We start from the raw sequence: 15,227 nt of genomic DNA, 5'->3' as shown, positions 1-15,227 counted from the left end.
CCCACCGGCCGGAACGAGAAGAGGACGAGACCGCGATGAGCCCCGCCGAAGACGATCCGCAGCGCATCCTGATCGTCGACGACGAACCGGCCGTACGCGAGGCGCTGCAACGCAGCCTGGCCTTCGAGGGGTACGGGACCCAGGTGGCGGTCGACGGGTACGACGCGCTGGCGATGGCCGAGGCGTACGCCCCCGACCTCATCGTCCTGGACATCCAGATGCCGCGTATGGACGGCCTCACCGCCGCCCGCCGCATCCGCGCCACCGGCTCCACCACGCCCATCCTCATGCTCACCGCGCGCGACACCGTCGGGGACCGGGTCACCGGCCTCGACGCGGGCGCGGACGACTACCTGGTGAAGCCGTTCGAGCTGGACGAGCTGTTCGCCCGGATCCGGGCCCTGCTGCGCCGCAGCTCGTACGCGGCCTCGGCGGCGGACGCCCAGGCCCCCGACGACGACGTGCTCTCCTTCGCCGACCTGCGGATGGACCTGGCGACGCGCGAGGTCACCCGGGGCGAGCGGCGCGTCGAGCTGACCCGTACGGAATTCACGCTGCTGGAGATGTTCCTGGCCCACCCGCGCCAGGTGCTGACCCGGGAGCAGATCCTGAAGGCGGTCTGGGGCTTCGACTTCGAGCCGAGCTCCAACTCGCTGGACGTGTACGTGATGTACCTGCGCCGCAAGACCGAGGCGGGCGGCGAACCGCGCCTCGTCCACACCGTGCGCGGGGTCGGCTACGCGCTCCGTACGGGCGGGAGCGGCGAGGCGTGAGCACGGCGGCACCTCCTCCCGCGAGCGAGGCGAATCCCTCCAGGAAAGGTCTCGTACGGCGCTTCCGCGCGCTGCCGCTGCGCTCCCGGCTCGCGCTCCTGGTGGCCACGGCGGTCGCGGTGGCGGTCGCGGCGGTGGCGGTGGCGTGCTGGTTCGTGACCCGGGCCCAGCTGGAGGACCAGCTGGACGACTCGCTGCGCAACGCGAAGATGGACAACGAGCCGATGCGCGACCTGCTGACCTCGTGTCTGAGCGGCGGGCAGCTGCCGGCTCAGGAGTTCCCGGGCCAGTACACCGTGCAGATCGTTGCCGCGAACGGCAGCTACTGCACCGCCCCGAACACCACGCCCGTCCCCGCCCAGCCGAGCGACGTCGACGTGGCGGCGGGCCGGAAGACCGACGCCCTGCACACGACGGAGAACGACGACGGCAAGGACATGCGGGTCTACACGCGCAAGCTGCCGCCGGTGGTCAGCTCCGGCCAGGCCAACAACCAGCTGGCCGTCTCGGTGGCCCGCCCGCTCAGCGAGATCGACGCGCCGCTCTCCACGCTCGCCTGGGTCCTCGCCTTGGTCGGCGGCGTCGGCGTGATCGGCGCGGGCGCGGCCGGACTCTGGGTGGCGCGGGCGGGCCTGCGCCCGGTGGACGAGCTCACGGAGGCGGTCGAGCATGTGGCGCGCACGGAGGACCTGACGGTCCGCATCCCCGTGGACGGTGAGGACGAGATCGCCCGCCTGTCCCACTCCTTCAACTCCATGGCGGCCCAGCTCGCCTCCTCCCGCGACCGCCAGGCGCAGCTGATCGCGGACGCGGGCCATGAGCTGCGCACCCCGCTCACCTCGCTGCGGACCAACGTGGAGCTGCTGGCGCGCAGCGACGAGACGGGCCGGGTGATCCCGCCGGAGGACCGCAAGGCGCTGATGGCCTCGGTGAAGGCCCAGATGACGGAGCTGGCGGCCCTGATCGGCGACCTCCAGGAACTGGCCCGCCCGGACGCGGCAGGACCCGGCCCGCTCCAGGTGGTGGCCCTGCACGACATCACCCGCACCGCCCTGCAACGCGCCCGCCTGCGCGGCCCCGAGCTGACCATCACCGCCGACCTGGCCCCCTGGTACGTACGGGCCGAACCGGCGGCCCTGGAGCGGGCGATCGTCAACGTCCTGGACAACGCGGTGAAGTTCAGCCCGCCCCGCGCCACGATCGACGTACACCTGCACCGGGGCGAGCTGACGGTACGGGACCGGGGCCCCGGCATCCCCGCCGAGGAGCTCCCGCACGTCTTCGAACGCTTCTGGCGCTCCCCCTCGGCCCGCCAGCTCCCCGGCTCGGGCCTGGGCCTGTCCATCGTGGCCCGCACGATCCAGCAGGCGGGCGGCGAGATCGCCTTGCGCCCGGCCCCGGACGACGGCCCCGGCACGGTCGCGACGATCAGGCTGCCGGGGGCGCCTACGCCACCGCCGGGGATGTGAGCATCCCCGGCGGCGCCGTCCGGGTCAGCCGACGGCCACGCTCTCGATCATCACGTGGTGGTCCGAGTACACCGTGTCGGCGACGGCACACCAGCGCCGGGTCTCGCTGCTGAAGATGTAGTCGATCTTCACCCCGGAGCCGTGCGTCGGACGCCCCGTTCGCGACGTCCCCGTCTGGTCGCACTCCTGGTAGCCCTCGGTACCCGGACCCGTGGAGTAGAGGCCCTGCGGCCACACCCAGGCGTGGGCGTTGTTCGGCGCGTCCGGCGACTTCGCGTTGAAGTCACCGCCGAAGACCGTACGCGGGAACTGGTCCACGACCGCCTTGATCTCCGCGAACTGGTCGTCCCGGTAGTCCCAGGTGGGGTGGTCCGGGTTGATGCCCAGCCAGGAGGCGTGGACGTTGCAGAGCCGGATGTTGTCCCAGTACGGGGCCGTCGCGCAGTGGAAGGGAGCCTGGAGCCCCGTCCACGGCTGGGTGGTGGGGTACGTACGGGCGTCCTGGATCCCGCCCTTGACGATGATCGCCGTACCGGCCCGCTCGGGCTTCCCCTCCACGCACGGGCTGTCGTGCTTCACGCCGTTCTGCGACCACCGGTACGGGTGGAACGCCTTGCCCCACCCGGGGCCGAGCTCGGTCATCAGCGTGGCGAGGGTGTTCTCGCAGACCTCCTGGAGGAGGACGGCGTGCACCCAGGTGTTGTCGACGTGGAGCTTGACCACGCCCGCCTTCTGGGCGCTCGTGCCGGTGTCCGTACAGCCCCAGCGCGGCACGTCGCACATGTTCCACGACATGACCTGGAGGTTCTTCGGCTCCGCCGCGACCACGTCGACCGCCGCGACCGCTTTGGCCGGCGGCACCGCGGCCACGGCGGCGAGCAGCAGCGCCAGGACGATCAGCGCCCCGGCGGGTCTTCTCAGCATTCCGAACAGTATTCCGAACAGGCTCTCGGCCTTCATGGCATCCCCACCCCTGACGAAATGATCACGTAAGGGGTGAGCCTACGATCCGACCGCTCCTCACCCCACCGGATTGCGCCGGATCAGCGACTCCACCAGCCCGCCCCGCTGGTTCGGATAGTCCAGCGGGACGATGCCGAGGCCCGTCCAGCCGGCGGTCTCGGAGCGCTCCAGGAACGCGTGCACCTGCGGGTTGAGACGGTCGGCGTTCCAGCGCGGCGGCATCAGGGCGGCGGTGGAGACGTAGTTCATGTAGAACTTGCCGGGCTGCTGGGCCGCCTTGCGGAACTGGGCCTCGATCTTCGGGTACTTGGCGAACGGCTCCGCCATGTAGTCGTCCTGGATGTCGAAGACCGCCGGATCGCCGTAACGCACCCCGGGCAGCCCGCCGTTGTCGGCCAGCAGCACCACCTTGCCGCGCGCTCCGCCGAGCGAAGGCAGCGTGGAGTCCAGCCGGAACAGCGACCGCCACCCCCGTACGTCGAGGTAGTCGTCGAAGATCGCCCGGAACGCCGCGTCGCTCCCGGAGGAGTACTCCTGCTTCACCCGCATCAGCACGGTCTCGCTCGGCCGCGCGGCCAGGAAGTCCCGGCAGGCGACGAGGACATCGCCGAACATCATGTTCTGAAACGCGGCCCCGTGGTGGATCGCGAACGACCCTGACGTGATCCGGCACCGTACGTCGAGAAAGCGCACCCCGCTCTGCAACTGCTGCGCGATCGTGGTGTTCTGGCACTCCGCCCACGGCCCGCCGAACCGCGCGCCCGAGTCGTGCGTCCCCGGGATCGTCAGCCGCTGGAGCGCCGTGCCGTCCGGCAGCCCGCCCATCCAGTCCTGCGTCCCGCGCACCGCCTTCCGCGTGGCGGCGACGGCCGACGCGGTCCCGATGACGGCGGTGGCGGAGACGGCGAGCGCACCGGCCAGGAAGCCCCTGCGGGTGCTCAAGAGGCCTGAGGGAGCAGGGTGGTTCGGGGTCGTGGACATGAGGGTGCCTCCAGGGGCCGTGGGGGGCAGGACCCTTGGATTCTGACGCGCACACATCATGACGGGAAGGGGGCGGCGGCTCTCCGCGCCGCTCGACGTTTCCGGTGCGGGGGCGGAGGAAGACGAGTAGCGAACGGGCCGACGCACCGAGCGCTGGACGGGGGAAGAGCCATGGTGGCCGCCGACTGGGTGGGAGACCGTAAGCGCCTCGCGCAATGGGTCCCTGAGGGTGAACGGATGACGGCCGGCTGCGTGGCGGTTCACGAACGCCGCTGGGGAGGACTGGTGGAACGGCACGCGTCCCTGCTACTGACCGACCGCAGAGTGCGCCTGCTGCGCCACCGGGGCGGCGACTACCGGTACGGCATACGCGGGGTGCTGTTCGAGATGATGCGCGGCGAGGGCACGGCGGCGTGCGTGAATCCCGAGGTCCGTGTGCAGTTCGACCGCGGCCAGGAGATCGAACTGCGACGGCATGACGGCGGAACGCAGCGGATCCGCATCAGCGAGTACGACGCGGTGCACGCCCAGGCGCTGCTCGACGCGTTCCCGCCCCCACCGGCAGGGGAGGACCCCGGCGCCCGGTGAGCCGGAGGGCCCCGCGCGGGGCCCTCCCCCGGCCCCGGCCCGCCTCAGCCCGCGTGCTGGTACGCCGGATAGGTGACGTACCCCGCGTCGCCGCCCTGGAAGTACGTCGCCGCGTCCTCCGCCTCCAACGGCAGCCCCGCGCGCAGCCGTTCGACCAGATCGGGGTTGGCGATGAAGGCGCGGCCGAAGCTGATGAGGTCCGCGCCGAGGCCGAGCCAGCGGTCGGCGTCCGGGCGTTCGGCCCGCCGCGCGCCCATCGGCAGCACCGGGTTCATGATCAGCGCGCCGGGCCAAGCGCGCCGCAGCGCCACCAGCACCTCGTCCTCGGCGGTCGCCTCCAGGTGCACATAGGCGGGCTCCAGTCGCGCCAACTCCCGCAGCAGTACGGCGTAGAGCTCCGGTACGCCCTTCTCCTCGACGCCCCAGAACGTCCCGCCCGGCGACAGCCGGATCCCGGTCCGCTCCGCGCCCACGGCGTCGATGGTCGCCTCCACCGCCTCGACGGCGAACCGTACGCGGCCGGCGACGGAACCTCCGTAACGGTCCGTCCGCAGGTTGGCGTTGGAGGAGAGGAACTGCGAGATCAAGTAGCCGTTGGCGCCGTGGAGTTCGACCCCGTCGAACCCGGCGTCGACGGCTCGGCGGGCGGCCTCCGCGTACGAGAGCGCGTGCTCGGGCACCTCGGCGGTCTCCAGGGCGCGGGGCATCGGCGCGGCCTGGGGCCCGGTCGGCGTGAACACCTCGCCGACGGCCGGTACGGCGGACGGCCCGACCGGCACCAGCCCGGTCGTGTCCGGGTGCGAGACCCGGCCGCCGTGCATGATCTGCGCGAAGATCCGGCCGCCGTTCGCGTGCACGGCGGCGGTGACCGGCCGCCACGAGGCGACCTGCTCATCGGTGTACAGCCCCGGCGTACCGGGGTTCGACTGCCCGATCAGGCTCGGCTGCACGCCCTCGCTCACGATGAGCCCGGCGGTGGCCCGCTGTGCGTAGTACGTCGCCATCGACGGCGTCGCCAGCCCGCCGGCGGCGGCCCGGACGCGGGTCATGGGGGCCATCACGACCCGGTTGGGGAGGGCGAGGCCACCGAGCCGGTAGCCGGTGAAAAGGGTGTCTGTACGGGTGTCGGTCATGGTCATGACGTCCGTCCTCCTCGTGACGTGGTGCCCGCGAACCGGACACTGCGGCTACGCTAAAACCTGACATCAATGTCAGAGGCAAGCCCGGCGAGGATCGAGAACGAAGAGGACGGACGACGGAATGCGCATCGGAGAACTCGCGAAGGCGGCCGGGGTCAGCGTCCGGTCCCTGCGCTACTACGAGGAGCAGGGGCTGCTCACCAGCACGCGCAGCCCCAGCGGGCAGCGGCACTTCCGGGACGCCGACGTGGACCGCGTCGGCTTCGTCCAGCGGCTGTACGCGGCCGGCCTCTCCAGCCGCACCATCACGGAGCTGCTGCCCTGCGTGGACGCCCCGAGCGAGGCGACGTCCGACGCGGCCATGGAACGGATGGAACAGGAGCGGGAACGCCTCTCCGCCCACATCGAGGAGCTGCTCCGCACCCGGGACGCGCTGGACGGCCTGATGGCCACGAACCGGGCCCACCGCAAGACGCTGCGGCGGGCCCCGGCCGCCGCCCCTCCCTCAGGAGGTCAGCCCAGCCTGGAGGTGGCGTAGGCCGCGATGGCGTCCCGCTGGTACGCGGCCAGACCCGGCGCGATGGCCTCGTACGCGGCCCGCCACTGCTCGTTCTCCACGCAGGAGCGCCCGGCCGCCCGGAACTCGTCGGCGGAGACGGGGCTCAGCTCGGTCAGCGCCCGGTACTGCCCGTCGATCTCGGCGAGTACGGCATCGGCGCCGGGCTCCGCCCCCGCGGCCATCAGCTCCGCGAGCCGGATCATCAGCGCCGTACGCTCACGCTGCCCGGCCTCCACCTCGGCGGGACTCATCGCGGCGGCCTGACGGGCACTTGCCTCGGCGAGCGCCGGGAAATCCCGCAGGTTCTCCTCGTACTGGGAGGGCTGCACGCCCTCGAACAGATTCTCCGGTCGGTTGATGGCGGTCATCTCTCTGCCGTCCTTCCTGGATCGCTCCAGCTCGGCGATCGTGCGGAAGACGGTGGTGGCCAGGGCATCGAGCCGGTCCCGCTCGGCGACCAGCCGCCGGTGGTGGCCGCGCAGGGCCTCCACCTCGTCGACCTGCTCGGCTAGGATGCGGCTGATCTCGGGCAGCCCGACACCCAACTCGCGTAGAACGAGGATCTGTTGCAGCAGCAGGAGCTGGCGCTCCTCGTAGCGGCGGTGGCCGTTGGACCCGATCCGGGCGGGCGGCAGCAGGCCGATCTCGTCGTAATGCCGCAGGGTCCGGGCGGTCACACCCGACATCCGGGCGACTTCCGCGATGGGCCAGTCCACAACCGCTCCTCACCTTCCGTCTTCCTCATGAACGCGTGGTCAGGACCGGTTCCTCCGGCCCTGGTCACGACCGTAGGAGCTGCCGCAGCGGCAACCGCAAGCCCAGGGTCCGGGCCGCGCCCACGGGAGCTCTCCGGCCGAGCCGAAGAGAGCGCGGTGACGCTTACGTCACCTACGCCGCAGCTGCCTCCTCGTACAGAACGGCCGACAGGATCCTGCCACCCCGGCCGAGGGCCAGGGCTTCCGGGCCCTGACCGGCCAGCGGGCTCGCGATCGCGTGCGTCGTGTCGTACGGCCAGGACCGCCGGGAGCACTGAGGGCCACGAACGGGCCCGGCGGTCAGCGCTCCCGCGTACAGAACACGCACACGCCGCACGGCGAGTCCCCCATGTGCAGCGCGGCCGACGAGTCCGCCGGGCCGACGGGGTGCGCGAGGTAGGGCCGTACGATCCACTCGCTCCACCCTTCCCCGTGCCGCAACGAGAACCCGCAGGTACGCCCTCCGTACAGCGCACCGAGGGCCCGGACCCGGCCCGGCCTGTCGGCCCATCCCAGGACCGGCCGCGGCTCCCCCTCCGGCAACTCACCGAGCAGGTCCCGCGCCTCGTCCCGGATCCGGTGGATCGCCAGCTCGGGCGTGTCGACGGAGTACCGCACGAAGCAGTCGGGCTCGTCGAGGTCCTCGGAGGCGTAGGTGGACCGCTCACCGCCGGGCCCCTGCGGACGGGCCCCGGGCGGGAGAGCGGGCGCGGACTCGCCCTCGTGGAGAGCCTGGCGCTGGCATGGGGTACGGGCGGCGGGGGCGAGCGGCACCCCGGGCGCACGGTCGTGTGGTTCACGCTGGGGCGGCCGGGGGTGACCACATGAGCGGCGGCGACTGGGGGCTGATCGCGGCGGCCACCACCCTCGGGCCGCTCGCGGCGTGCATCGCACTGAAGCCGGGGCCCGAGGAGTGGCCCCGCCACAGAGGGCGACATCGGACGAGAAAACCCCAGTTCAGCGGAGCCGCGAGCCCGGGAGAGCCGCGCATCACATTCGTAACTATACCTTTCGGAAGGTACAGTTACGGCATGAGAACGGTACTGACCGAGAGGTCCGCGGAGACAACTCCAAGTGCGCGGCGGCGCTGGCTGCTGCTGGCGGTGGTGAGTGCGGGGCTGCTCCTGATCACCCTGGACAACTCGATCCTGTACGCGGCGCTGCCGACGCTCGTGCAGGATCTCGGCGCGAGCAGCTCCGAGGGGCTGTGGATCATCAACGCCTATCCGGTGGTGATGGCCGGGCTCCTGCTGGGCAGCGGCACCCTGGGTGACCGGGTGGGACACCGGAGGATGTTCCTGATCGGCCTGGTGGTGTTCGGCGCCGCCTCACTGGCCGCCGCGTTCTCCCCGACCCCGGAGACGCTGATCGCGGCGCGGGCGTTTCTGGCCGTCGGGGCGGCGGCGATGATGCCCGCGACGCTGGCGCTGATCCGCGTCACGTTCGAGGACCAGCGTGAGCGCAACGTGGCCATCGCGATCTGGGGCACGCTGGCGATCGTCGGCAGCGCACTGGGCCCGATCATCAGTGGGCTGCTGCTCCAGACCTTCTGGTGGGGGTCGGTGTTCCTGATCAACGTACCCGTGGTCGTCGCGGCGATCGTGGCCACGCTGGTCCTCGCGCCGCCCAACGTGGCGGACCCCGGCCGGAAGTGGGACCTGCCCTCGTCGCTGCTCGCGCTCGTCGCCCTGGTGGGTCTGGTCATCGCGATCAAGGAGACCGCGAAGCCGGAGCCGGCGCTCCTGACCGTCGTCGCGGCCGGGCTGGCCGCCGCAGTCGGCGGGTGGGCGTTCGCCCGGAGGCAGCGCCACCTGCCCGACCCGCTGCTGGACTTCGCGATCTTCCGCAACCGGGCCTTCCTCGCCGGGGTCCTGGCCGCCGGGTTCTCCCTGTTCGCCATCGCCGGTATCCAGCTGATCACGACGCAGCGGTTCCAGCTGGTGGAGGGCTTCACCCCGCTGCGCGCCGGGCTCCTGGTCGCCGCCGTCGCCCTGGGGGCGCTGCCGACGGCGATGGCGGGCGGGGCCACCCTGCACCGGACCGGGCTGCTGCCCATCATCGCGGGCGGCCTGACCCTGAGCACGGTCGGCTCCGCGCTGATCCTGCTGACCTTCGACACCAGCATGGGGCTGCTCGTCACCGGGCTGCTCCTCACCGGGGCGGGCCTCGGCGCGGCCATGTCGGTGGCCTCCAGCGCGATCATGGGAAACGTTCCGGCCCGCCGCGCGGGCATGGCGTCCTCCGTCGAGGAGGTCTCGTACGAATTCGGCAGCCTCATCGCGGTCGCCCTCCTCGGCTCCCTCCTGACCTCCGTCTACACCGCGTCCATCGATCTGCCGGCCGGGGCCCCGGACTCCGCGCGGGACAGCCTGGACAGCGCGCTCGCCCAGGCCGGGAACCACCCGGGCCTGATCGACGCGGCGTCCACCGCCTTCGACGGCGCCTACTCCACCGTCATGGTGGTGGTCACCGCCGTCATCGCCGTCGGTGCGATCATGACGGGCGTCCTCCTGCGCCGCCACGGCCCCGGATCGGCCCTTTCCACCCCTGAGCACTGACACCCGTCAGCACTGACGCCCCCGAGCCCTCACACCCTCCGAACCCTGACACCCCCGCCCAGGGAGCACCCATGCGGACGAGCAAACGAACCCAGATCCTCGAAGCGGCCACGCGGGTCGTGGAGCGCGAGGGCGTCAAGAGCGTCACCTTCGACTCCGTGGCCGCCGAGGCCGGCCTCACCAAGGGCGGCCTGCTCTACCACTTCGCCTCCCGCGACGACCTCGTACAGGCCATCCATCAGCACCTGGCCGACGCCTGGGAGGCGCAGATCGTCGCGGCGGCGGGCAAGCCGGCCGATCTGGCCACCCCTGAGGAGAGGCTGACCGCCTACAGCCGCATCTCCTCCCAGAGCGCCAACCGGGCCGAACTCCTCCTCATGCTCGAAGGCTCCACCACTCCCGAGCTCGCGGCCCCCTGGGACGCGGTCGTGGAACGGTGGGCTCCGTCCCTGACCACGGACGACGTCGACGACCAGGTGGCGCTCGACCGGTTCATCGCCCGTCTCGCCGCCGACGGCCTGTGGCTGTACGAGTCCCTCAACACCGAACCGCTGGCCCCGGAGTTGCGCCGCGCTCTGGCCGAGCGCATCGCCGGGGCCCTCGACCCCGAGGGGAGCTGAGCCCGCGCCGACGACGGCATCGGGCTGGGCCGGGCTGGGCCGGTTGTCAGTGGTGTGCAGCATGATCGGTGGTACGCGGCCGGCTCTCCCGGAGTCACCGAGGCCGTCCTCGACAGGGGTACAGGGGGTGCCGTGCGCAGGCCGGTCGTAGGTGAAGTGCACGTCCACTACAGCCAGATTTACGTCCAGAGCGATCCCGACGGTACGACCCCGGGGCTCGGCGAGGTGTTCGCGGGGCAGAGCGGAGGGCTGTGCGGGGCGGCGGCCCCCGGTGCGCTGTGGCTGGTCACCGGACTGCACCCCGGCAGCGTCGGCTTCACCGTGGAGGTCCACGACGAGGAACCACCGCTGGCCCTGGAACTCCCCGTGACGGACTACCGGGTGCGGTACAGCGCCCGGGGCATGGACCAGGGCCGCGACCTCGACACCAGAACGGACAAGGAGCCGCAGGCGGACCGCTATCTCCTCCAGTTCTGGCCCGCCCCTCCCCGCCCGGACCAGGTGATCCGCCAGACCTCGCGGAACGCCGCCTACCGCCACGACTACGCACGAGGCCTGCCGGCCCCGCCCACCCCGGAACAGCGGGCCGAAGCCGAACGCCTCGCCCGCCAGGCGGAGGAACGGGCCGCGGAGGAGCGGCGCCTGCACTACGAACGGTGGCAATGGGGCGGCCGGTTGCCGAGTGAGGCGCTGCGCGGTGCCCGGCAGAGCAACGTGCTCGGCCTGCTCCGCTTCGACAGCGACCTGGTGCACACGCTCGGCGCAACAGATCCCGAGGTGCAGCACACGGTGGCGCTGCTGGCCGCGCGACGGGCCTGCGAGGCCGCCGGATTGACCGACCTGCCGTGGGTCGCCGGCGCACTGGCCGCGCTGGAGGCGGGCCGGCCGCTGCCGCCCCCGTTCGACGAACCGGCCGGACCGTGGGAGACCCTGCGCTCCGACCCCCGCGTCCCGGACACCTCGGTGCTGGAAGCGGTGCCGCCCGAACACCCCCCGTACCAGCCTCCACCGCCCGGGCCGGACGATCCGTACACCGTCGTGGATACGTTCCCCCGCACACCGCGCACCCTCCACCGGATCTCCCAGCCGCACTACGCGCTCCCCGCCGTGCTCGCCGCCGCCGGTCCCGCACCGCTCGTGGCGGCACTGGACGCGGTGTGGCACGCGCTGAACACGTGCGGGGAGCGCTATCCGGAGTTCCTGGACGAGATCCGGGCGGTGTGCGCCGGCGCAGCGCCGGAAACCCCGAAGTGGCAGCGCGAGAGCCGGCCGACGGGCCGCGTGCCGAAGGAGGCGCCGGGCCCGGACGAGGTGAGACCGGGCTCAGGGGGTTGAGCCCACGCCGGCAGCCGACAGGGCCGGGTTCAGCCGCCGGTCCACCGCCGCCGTAAGACGCTGGAGTGACGCCCCGGCCCTGGGCGGACGAGCGTCAGCTTTTCGGCGTCGGCCCTTCACCCGACCTGGCCGTCACCCCGGCCCCGTCCGCACCCGTCCGGTCACCCTCCCGTCCCGCCGCCACCCGCAGCGTCACGGCAGCCGCCGCCCCCGCCAGCAGGCCGAACGTCAGAGCGGCAGGGACGCCACCGCCGATACCGGCCGACAGCTGGACCAGCCCCCAGCGCATCCCTCCATCGCTCAAGGCCATCTGCGCCAACTGGCCGGCCAGCAGCCCGAGTACGGTCGCGCAGACCGCGCCCGCCGCCATCGCCGGGACCGTGGTCCGGGTGAGCAGGACGGGCAGCCACCGCAGCGACCACCACACCACGACGAGCACCAGCGCGTCGGCCAGCCGGTACAGGAACCAGTCGCCGACCGGCGTACCGGCCGGGCCCGCCCAGGAGCCCAGCAGCAGCCACTGGCGCAGGAGGTCGCCCGGTTCGGCGAACAGGCCGGTGCCCGTGGACGCGGTCTGCAGGGCGGCGGCCACGGGCTGGTACGACAGGACGACCAGGGACACGGCGATCACGGCGGTGCCGACGCCGGCGGCCAGGCGGGCGGCCGTCACCGGCACGGCCGCCCGGGGCAGCGGGCCGGCGCCCTTGGCCGTGACCCGGGCCGCGAGCACCGCCACCACCGCCGCGACCAAGGCGGCGAACACCAGGATCTGGCGGCCCGCGGAGGCCATGCCCGCGAGCTGCGGCAGGAAGCGGTAACTGCCGCGCCCGTTCGCCGCGATCAGCCAGGGCGCGGAGACGGCGACGGCCAGGGCCCCGGCCACCAGGCCCCAGGCCCAGACCGCGAGCAGGGCGGCGGGCACCCGGCCGTTCACCGGCGGCAGCCGGCGGACCAGAAGCAGCGCGCCCGGCACGAAGAAGAGCAGGACCGCCACGAACCGGATCTGCATCCCCGTCGTATACAGCGACAGATAGCGGGAGTTGTCGACCGTCGCCCCGTCCTCGCCCACGCCGAACGTCTCGGCGCCGATCCGGACGGAGGGCGGAGGGTCGTACGACCACGGGGTGAGCCAGTGTTCGAGCTGGGCGGCGGTCAGTCCGCCGAGCACATCGACGGTGCCCGGCAGTCGCAACGCCTGGGTGCTCGCCCCCGCCCACCAGAGAAGCGCCGTCAGCAGCAGGCCGCCGACCAGTGCCGGTATCGCAGCGCGCCGGTATTCCATGGCCGTCCCCCGTCTCGCCCGCACGTGCCCCCGTCGGCCGTGCATCCCCTGTCGGGGGACACTACGGGGCGTTGATCACGTACGGATCACTGTCTGTACATGGTCATGCAAGGCCGTTCAGGGGGCGCCGGCCGCCCGGGCCGCGTTCTCGGTGGGCCCGCCGAAGGCCAGGAACAGGGCCCGCCTGCTGAGCAGCCACCGCCCGTCGACGTTGCGGAAGGTGTCCTCGTAGTGGCCGACCTGCGTCGGGGGCCTCGGCGGCAGCATCCCGCCGGAGTGGCCGTCGACGCGGTACGTCGTGAAGTAGGTGGTCGCCGTCGCCGTGGACGCGGAGGTCAGGGTCACCAGGATGTTCGTACAGATGCGGCGCGAGAGCCGGTCGGCGGGACGGGCGCCGAAGTAGCCGCGCAGCGCCTCCCGCCCCTCGACCCTGCGGTCACCCTCGGCCCACTCCCAGACCCCGTCGGCCGTGAACAGCTCGGCCACCCGGCCCGGTTCGCCGAGATCCAGCTCATGGGCGAACTGAACGACCAGGCGTTCACAGGCTCGTTCGGCGGTCAGACGGTCGAGGGGAGCGATCGATTCGTCGGTCATCACCCCTTCCTCACCGATCAACAGTGCCCAGGCGAAGAGTTTTTGTCCTGCGGGCACTGGTCGGCCTCGATGGCGACCGTGTCCCCGTCGATACGCATCCCCACGGGCCCAGAGCTGCCGGGATCGGAGAGGGTGTGGACGAAGAACACCCAGAACCCGAGGACCATCAGCACGACGACGGACGAGACCGCGAGCGCGGTGACGACGATCGTGTGTTCACGCCGCCTCACCTCGTATGGACGCAGCTCTCCGACCTTCGGCGCGGGCATGGGCGGCACTTCCGGTCGTCGCATCCGCCGCGCCCCCTCCTCGCTCAGGCCGCCGAACAGGCCATCAAACAGGCCACGGCACGGGCCTTGCACATAGTTTCGCCACATCGGCGCCACCGCGCATGGTGACGTGCGTCACTCCGAAGCGGGCCCGGGCGCACCCTTCAGGGAGGACGGCGGGACCGGCAGCTCGGCGTGCGCGACCGCGTACCCGCCCTTGGTCACCGGCGCGTACGGGGCAGGGGCCATGCAGGTACCGACCGGGGCCTCCTGGGGCGGGGCGCTGCCCTTCGGCAGCAGGTTGACGCCGTTCCAGGAGAAGCCGACGCGGTCCGTGGAGCGCCCCTTGCCCTTCTCCGCTCCCCCGTCGTAGACGCTGAACCCGACCCGGTTCCCGACGATGGGAGGCCCCCCGGGGCTCACCTCGGTGATGACCGCCGTCAGGGTCGAGGTGCGCACTCCGGTGACCAGGCAGTCCACGCGTCCCTTGGACGTGTACGTGATGTCCCGCTCGGCCGAGTAGTGGGAGAGCTTGACCGTGCCCCGCGCGTCGGTGGGCAGGCCGCCGGGGATGCCGGGCAGCGGACGGCTGTACGGGGCCGCATGGGCGTCGAAGGTGAAGGACCGGACGTCCTCGTCCTGGTGGTAGGGCAGGACGAACTCGGCGCTCCCGACGACGCTCGCGCGGACCGGCCGCGGCTTCTCCTCCTGATCGGCGGAAGCGGCGACGGACACGCTCGCCACCGCAAGGCCTGCGCCAAGTGCGGTGACTACGGCGACTGCGGTCAGAGTTCGGCGTACGGACCGAAACACCCTGGTGATCTCCTGCACTGCGGCGGGGACTTGCTCTCGACGGAATTCATCCTGCGCGCCCGCACCGCCCCCGCCATCGGCCTCCGGTCGGAACCCCCGCCCCCGGCTGCCGCCCCGCGGCGGAGGCGCCGTCAGCCTCAGGTCCGATGAGCTGGAACGGTCCGGGCCGGCACCCCCTGCCAACGGGCAGCAGATCAGGCGTTCAGCCGCTCGACAGACTCTGCTGCCTGAGGTGCTCCACGTACTCGGCCCGCCGCTGGAGTTGTTCGGGCGTTTCGTACTGCCTTCGCTGTTCGCGCGGGACCGAGGGGAACGGGCCAGGGCCCGCCGGCATCGGGTTTCCCTCGGCATCGGTCACCGTGATGAGACCGGCGGGCCCGTCGTCCTGGCTCTGCGCGGCCAAGGCGGCGGAGGCGCCGGCAAGACCGGCTCCGGTGAACAAACACACGAGCACAGTCCTTCGGTGCATGACCGCCTCATTCCCTCGGCTACCCGTGACCCAGAAGGTACTGCCTTTCGGTGGCTCACC

Annotated in this window: 17 protein-coding genes; 7 read left to right on the top strand and 10 right to left on the bottom strand. The window is 72.2% G+C overall.

Translation table 11 applies throughout. The features are described from left to right. Window positions 1-35: 35 nt before the first annotated feature. Both ACQP09_RS18795 and ACQP09_RS18790 read left to right on the top strand, forming a co-directional pair. Window positions 36-773 (top strand): response regulator transcription factor, encoded by a 738-nt coding sequence (locus ACQP09_RS18795; protein WP_433401156.1) that lies wholly within the window; start codon window positions 36-38, stop codon window positions 771-773. Further along, on the top strand, window positions 770-2,242 hold the full coding sequence (locus tag ACQP09_RS18790) for a HAMP domain-containing sensor histidine kinase (RefSeq protein WP_433401153.1): 1,473 nt from the start codon (window positions 770-772) through the stop codon (window positions 2,240-2,242). Before ACQP09_RS18795 ends, ACQP09_RS18790 begins: the two co-directional genes overlap by 4 nt. 24 nt (window positions 2,243-2,266) lie before the next feature. Here the strand turns inward: ACQP09_RS18790 and ACQP09_RS18785 are convergent, their stop codons facing one another. Next, window positions 2,267-3,166 (bottom strand): endonuclease/exonuclease/phosphatase family protein, encoded by a 900-nt coding sequence (locus ACQP09_RS18785; RefSeq protein ID WP_433401150.1) that lies wholly within the window; start codon window positions 3,164-3,166, stop codon window positions 2,267-2,269. 96 nt (window positions 3,167-3,262) lie between these two features. Further along, window positions 3,263-4,186 carry a phosphatidylinositol-specific phospholipase C gene (locus tag ACQP09_RS18780; protein WP_433401147.1) on the bottom strand — a complete coding sequence of 308 codons (924 nt, stop codon included), beginning with the start codon at window positions 4,184-4,186 and terminating at the stop codon, window positions 3,263-3,265. Window positions 4,187-4,471: 285 nt separating this feature from the next. On the opposite strand from ACQP09_RS18780, the gene ACQP09_RS18775 reads away from it, so the two are divergent. Then, a complete protein-coding gene (locus tag ACQP09_RS18775; RefSeq protein WP_433401145.1) occupies window positions 4,472-4,774 on the top strand; it encodes a hypothetical protein in 303 nt (100 codons plus the stop codon). Window positions 4,775-4,818: 44 nt separating this feature from the next. Here the strand turns inward: ACQP09_RS18775 and ACQP09_RS18770 are convergent, their stop codons facing one another. Next, complete coding sequence (locus tag ACQP09_RS18770; RefSeq protein ID WP_433401142.1) at window positions 4,819-5,913, bottom strand: alkene reductase; 1,095 nt, start codon at window positions 5,911-5,913, stop codon at window positions 4,819-4,821. A 121-nt stretch (window positions 5,914-6,034) separates the two neighbouring features. On the opposite strand from ACQP09_RS18770, the gene ACQP09_RS18765 reads away from it, so the two are divergent. Beyond that, window positions 6,035-6,451, top strand: a complete 417-nt coding sequence (locus tag ACQP09_RS18765; RefSeq protein WP_433401139.1) for a MerR family transcriptional regulator — start codon at window positions 6,035-6,037, stop codon at window positions 6,449-6,451. Here ACQP09_RS18765 and ACQP09_RS18760 read toward each other — a convergent pair. Continuing rightward, entirely contained in the window at window positions 6,427-7,188 is a 762-nt protein-coding gene (locus ACQP09_RS18760; RefSeq protein WP_433401136.1) for a MerR family transcriptional regulator, read from the bottom strand. The genes ACQP09_RS18765 and ACQP09_RS18760 overlap by 25 nt on opposite strands. Before the next feature lie 339 nt (window positions 7,189-7,527). Continuing rightward, window positions 7,528-8,001: a hypothetical protein gene (locus ACQP09_RS18755; RefSeq protein WP_433401133.1), complete on the bottom strand. Its 474-nt coding sequence runs from the start codon at window positions 7,999-8,001 to the stop codon at window positions 7,528-7,530. 257 nt (window positions 8,002-8,258) lie between these two features. On the opposite strand from ACQP09_RS18755, the gene ACQP09_RS18750 reads away from it, so the two are divergent. The 3 genes from ACQP09_RS18750 to ACQP09_RS18740 all read left to right on the top strand — a co-directional run bounded on the left by ACQP09_RS18750 (window position 8,259) and on the right by ACQP09_RS18740 (window position 11,740). Next, window positions 8,259-9,785, top strand: a complete 1,527-nt coding sequence (locus tag ACQP09_RS18750) for an MFS transporter (protein WP_433401131.1) — start codon at window positions 8,259-8,261, stop codon at window positions 9,783-9,785. A gap of 71 nt (window positions 9,786-9,856) precedes the next feature. Next, window positions 9,857-10,405 carry a TetR/AcrR family transcriptional regulator gene (locus ACQP09_RS18745; protein WP_433401128.1) on the top strand — a complete coding sequence of 183 codons (549 nt, stop codon included), beginning with the start codon at window positions 9,857-9,859 and terminating at the stop codon, window positions 10,403-10,405. A gap of 132 nt (window positions 10,406-10,537) precedes the next feature. Then, window positions 10,538-11,740 carry a hypothetical protein gene (locus ACQP09_RS18740; protein WP_433401125.1) on the top strand — a complete coding sequence of 401 codons (1,203 nt, stop codon included), beginning with the start codon at window positions 10,538-10,540 and terminating at the stop codon, window positions 11,738-11,740. A 94-nt stretch (window positions 11,741-11,834) separates the two neighbouring features. Here ACQP09_RS18740 and ACQP09_RS18735 read toward each other — a convergent pair whose 3' ends face one another. The 5 genes from ACQP09_RS18735 to ACQP09_RS18715 form a co-directional block, all read right to left on the bottom strand. Further along, window positions 11,835-13,022, bottom strand: coding sequence for a hypothetical protein (locus ACQP09_RS18735; protein ID WP_433401122.1), 1,188 nt, complete (start codon window positions 13,020-13,022; stop codon window positions 11,835-11,837). Between the two features lie 117 nt (window positions 13,023-13,139). Further along, the gene (locus ACQP09_RS18730) at window positions 13,140-13,616 is read right to left on the bottom strand and encodes a nuclear transport factor 2 family protein (protein WP_433401120.1); all 477 of its coding nucleotides are present in this window, start codon (window positions 13,614-13,616) and stop codon (window positions 13,140-13,142) included. Between the two features lie 17 nt (window positions 13,617-13,633). Beyond that, a complete protein-coding gene (locus tag ACQP09_RS18725; protein ID WP_433401117.1) occupies window positions 13,634-14,002 on the bottom strand; it encodes a hypothetical protein in 369 nt (122 codons plus the stop codon). A gap of 18 nt (window positions 14,003-14,020) precedes the next feature. Further along, window positions 14,021-14,620, bottom strand: coding sequence for a hypothetical protein (locus tag ACQP09_RS18720; protein WP_433401114.1), 600 nt, complete (start codon window positions 14,618-14,620; stop codon window positions 14,021-14,023). A 280-nt stretch (window positions 14,621-14,900) separates the two neighbouring features. Next, window positions 14,901-15,146 carry a hypothetical protein gene (locus ACQP09_RS18715; RefSeq protein WP_433401112.1) on the bottom strand — a complete coding sequence of 82 codons (246 nt, stop codon included), beginning with the start codon at window positions 15,144-15,146 and terminating at the stop codon, window positions 14,901-14,903. Window positions 15,147-15,227 lie beyond the last annotated feature (81 nt).

This window comes from Streptomyces sp. CA-146814 (assembly GCF_050942385.1).
In the GTDB taxonomy this organism is placed as follows: domain Bacteria; phylum Actinomycetota; class Actinomycetes; order Streptomycetales; family Streptomycetaceae; genus Streptomyces.
The sequence above is the reverse complement of the archived record's forward strand: the minus strand, read 5'-3'. Positions and strand labels throughout refer to the sequence as shown.

What these genes read in the sequence shown, in the direction of transcription:
- ACQP09_RS18795 (WP_433401156.1), top strand. Translation starts at nt 36, where the DNA reads ATGAGCCCCGCCGAAGACGATCCGCAGCGCATCCTGATCGTCGACGAC.
- ACQP09_RS18785 (WP_433401150.1), bottom strand. Translation starts at nt 3,166, where the DNA reads ATGCTGAGAAGACCCGCCGGGGCGCTGATCGTCCTGGCGCTGCTGCTC.
- ACQP09_RS18780 (WP_433401147.1), bottom strand. Translation starts at nt 4,186, where the DNA reads ATGTCCACGACCCCGAACCACCCTGCTCCCTCAGGCCTCTTGAGCACC.
- ACQP09_RS18770 (WP_433401142.1), bottom strand. Translation starts at nt 5,913, where the DNA reads ATGACCATGACCGACACCCGTACAGACACCCTTTTCACCGGCTACCGG.
- ACQP09_RS18765 (WP_433401139.1), top strand. Translation starts at nt 6,035, where the DNA reads ATGCGCATCGGAGAACTCGCGAAGGCGGCCGGGGTCAGCGTCCGGTCC.
- ACQP09_RS18750 (WP_433401131.1), top strand. Translation starts at nt 8,259, where the DNA reads ATGAGAACGGTACTGACCGAGAGGTCCGCGGAGACAACTCCAAGTGCG.
- ACQP09_RS18745 (WP_433401128.1), top strand. Translation starts at nt 9,857, where the DNA reads ATGCGGACGAGCAAACGAACCCAGATCCTCGAAGCGGCCACGCGGGTC.
- ACQP09_RS18735 (WP_433401122.1), bottom strand. Translation starts at nt 13,022, where the DNA reads ATGGAATACCGGCGCGCTGCGATACCGGCACTGGTCGGCGGCCTGCTG.
- ACQP09_RS18730 (WP_433401120.1), bottom strand. Translation starts at nt 13,616, where the DNA reads ATGACCGACGAATCGATCGCTCCCCTCGACCGTCTGACCGCCGAACGA.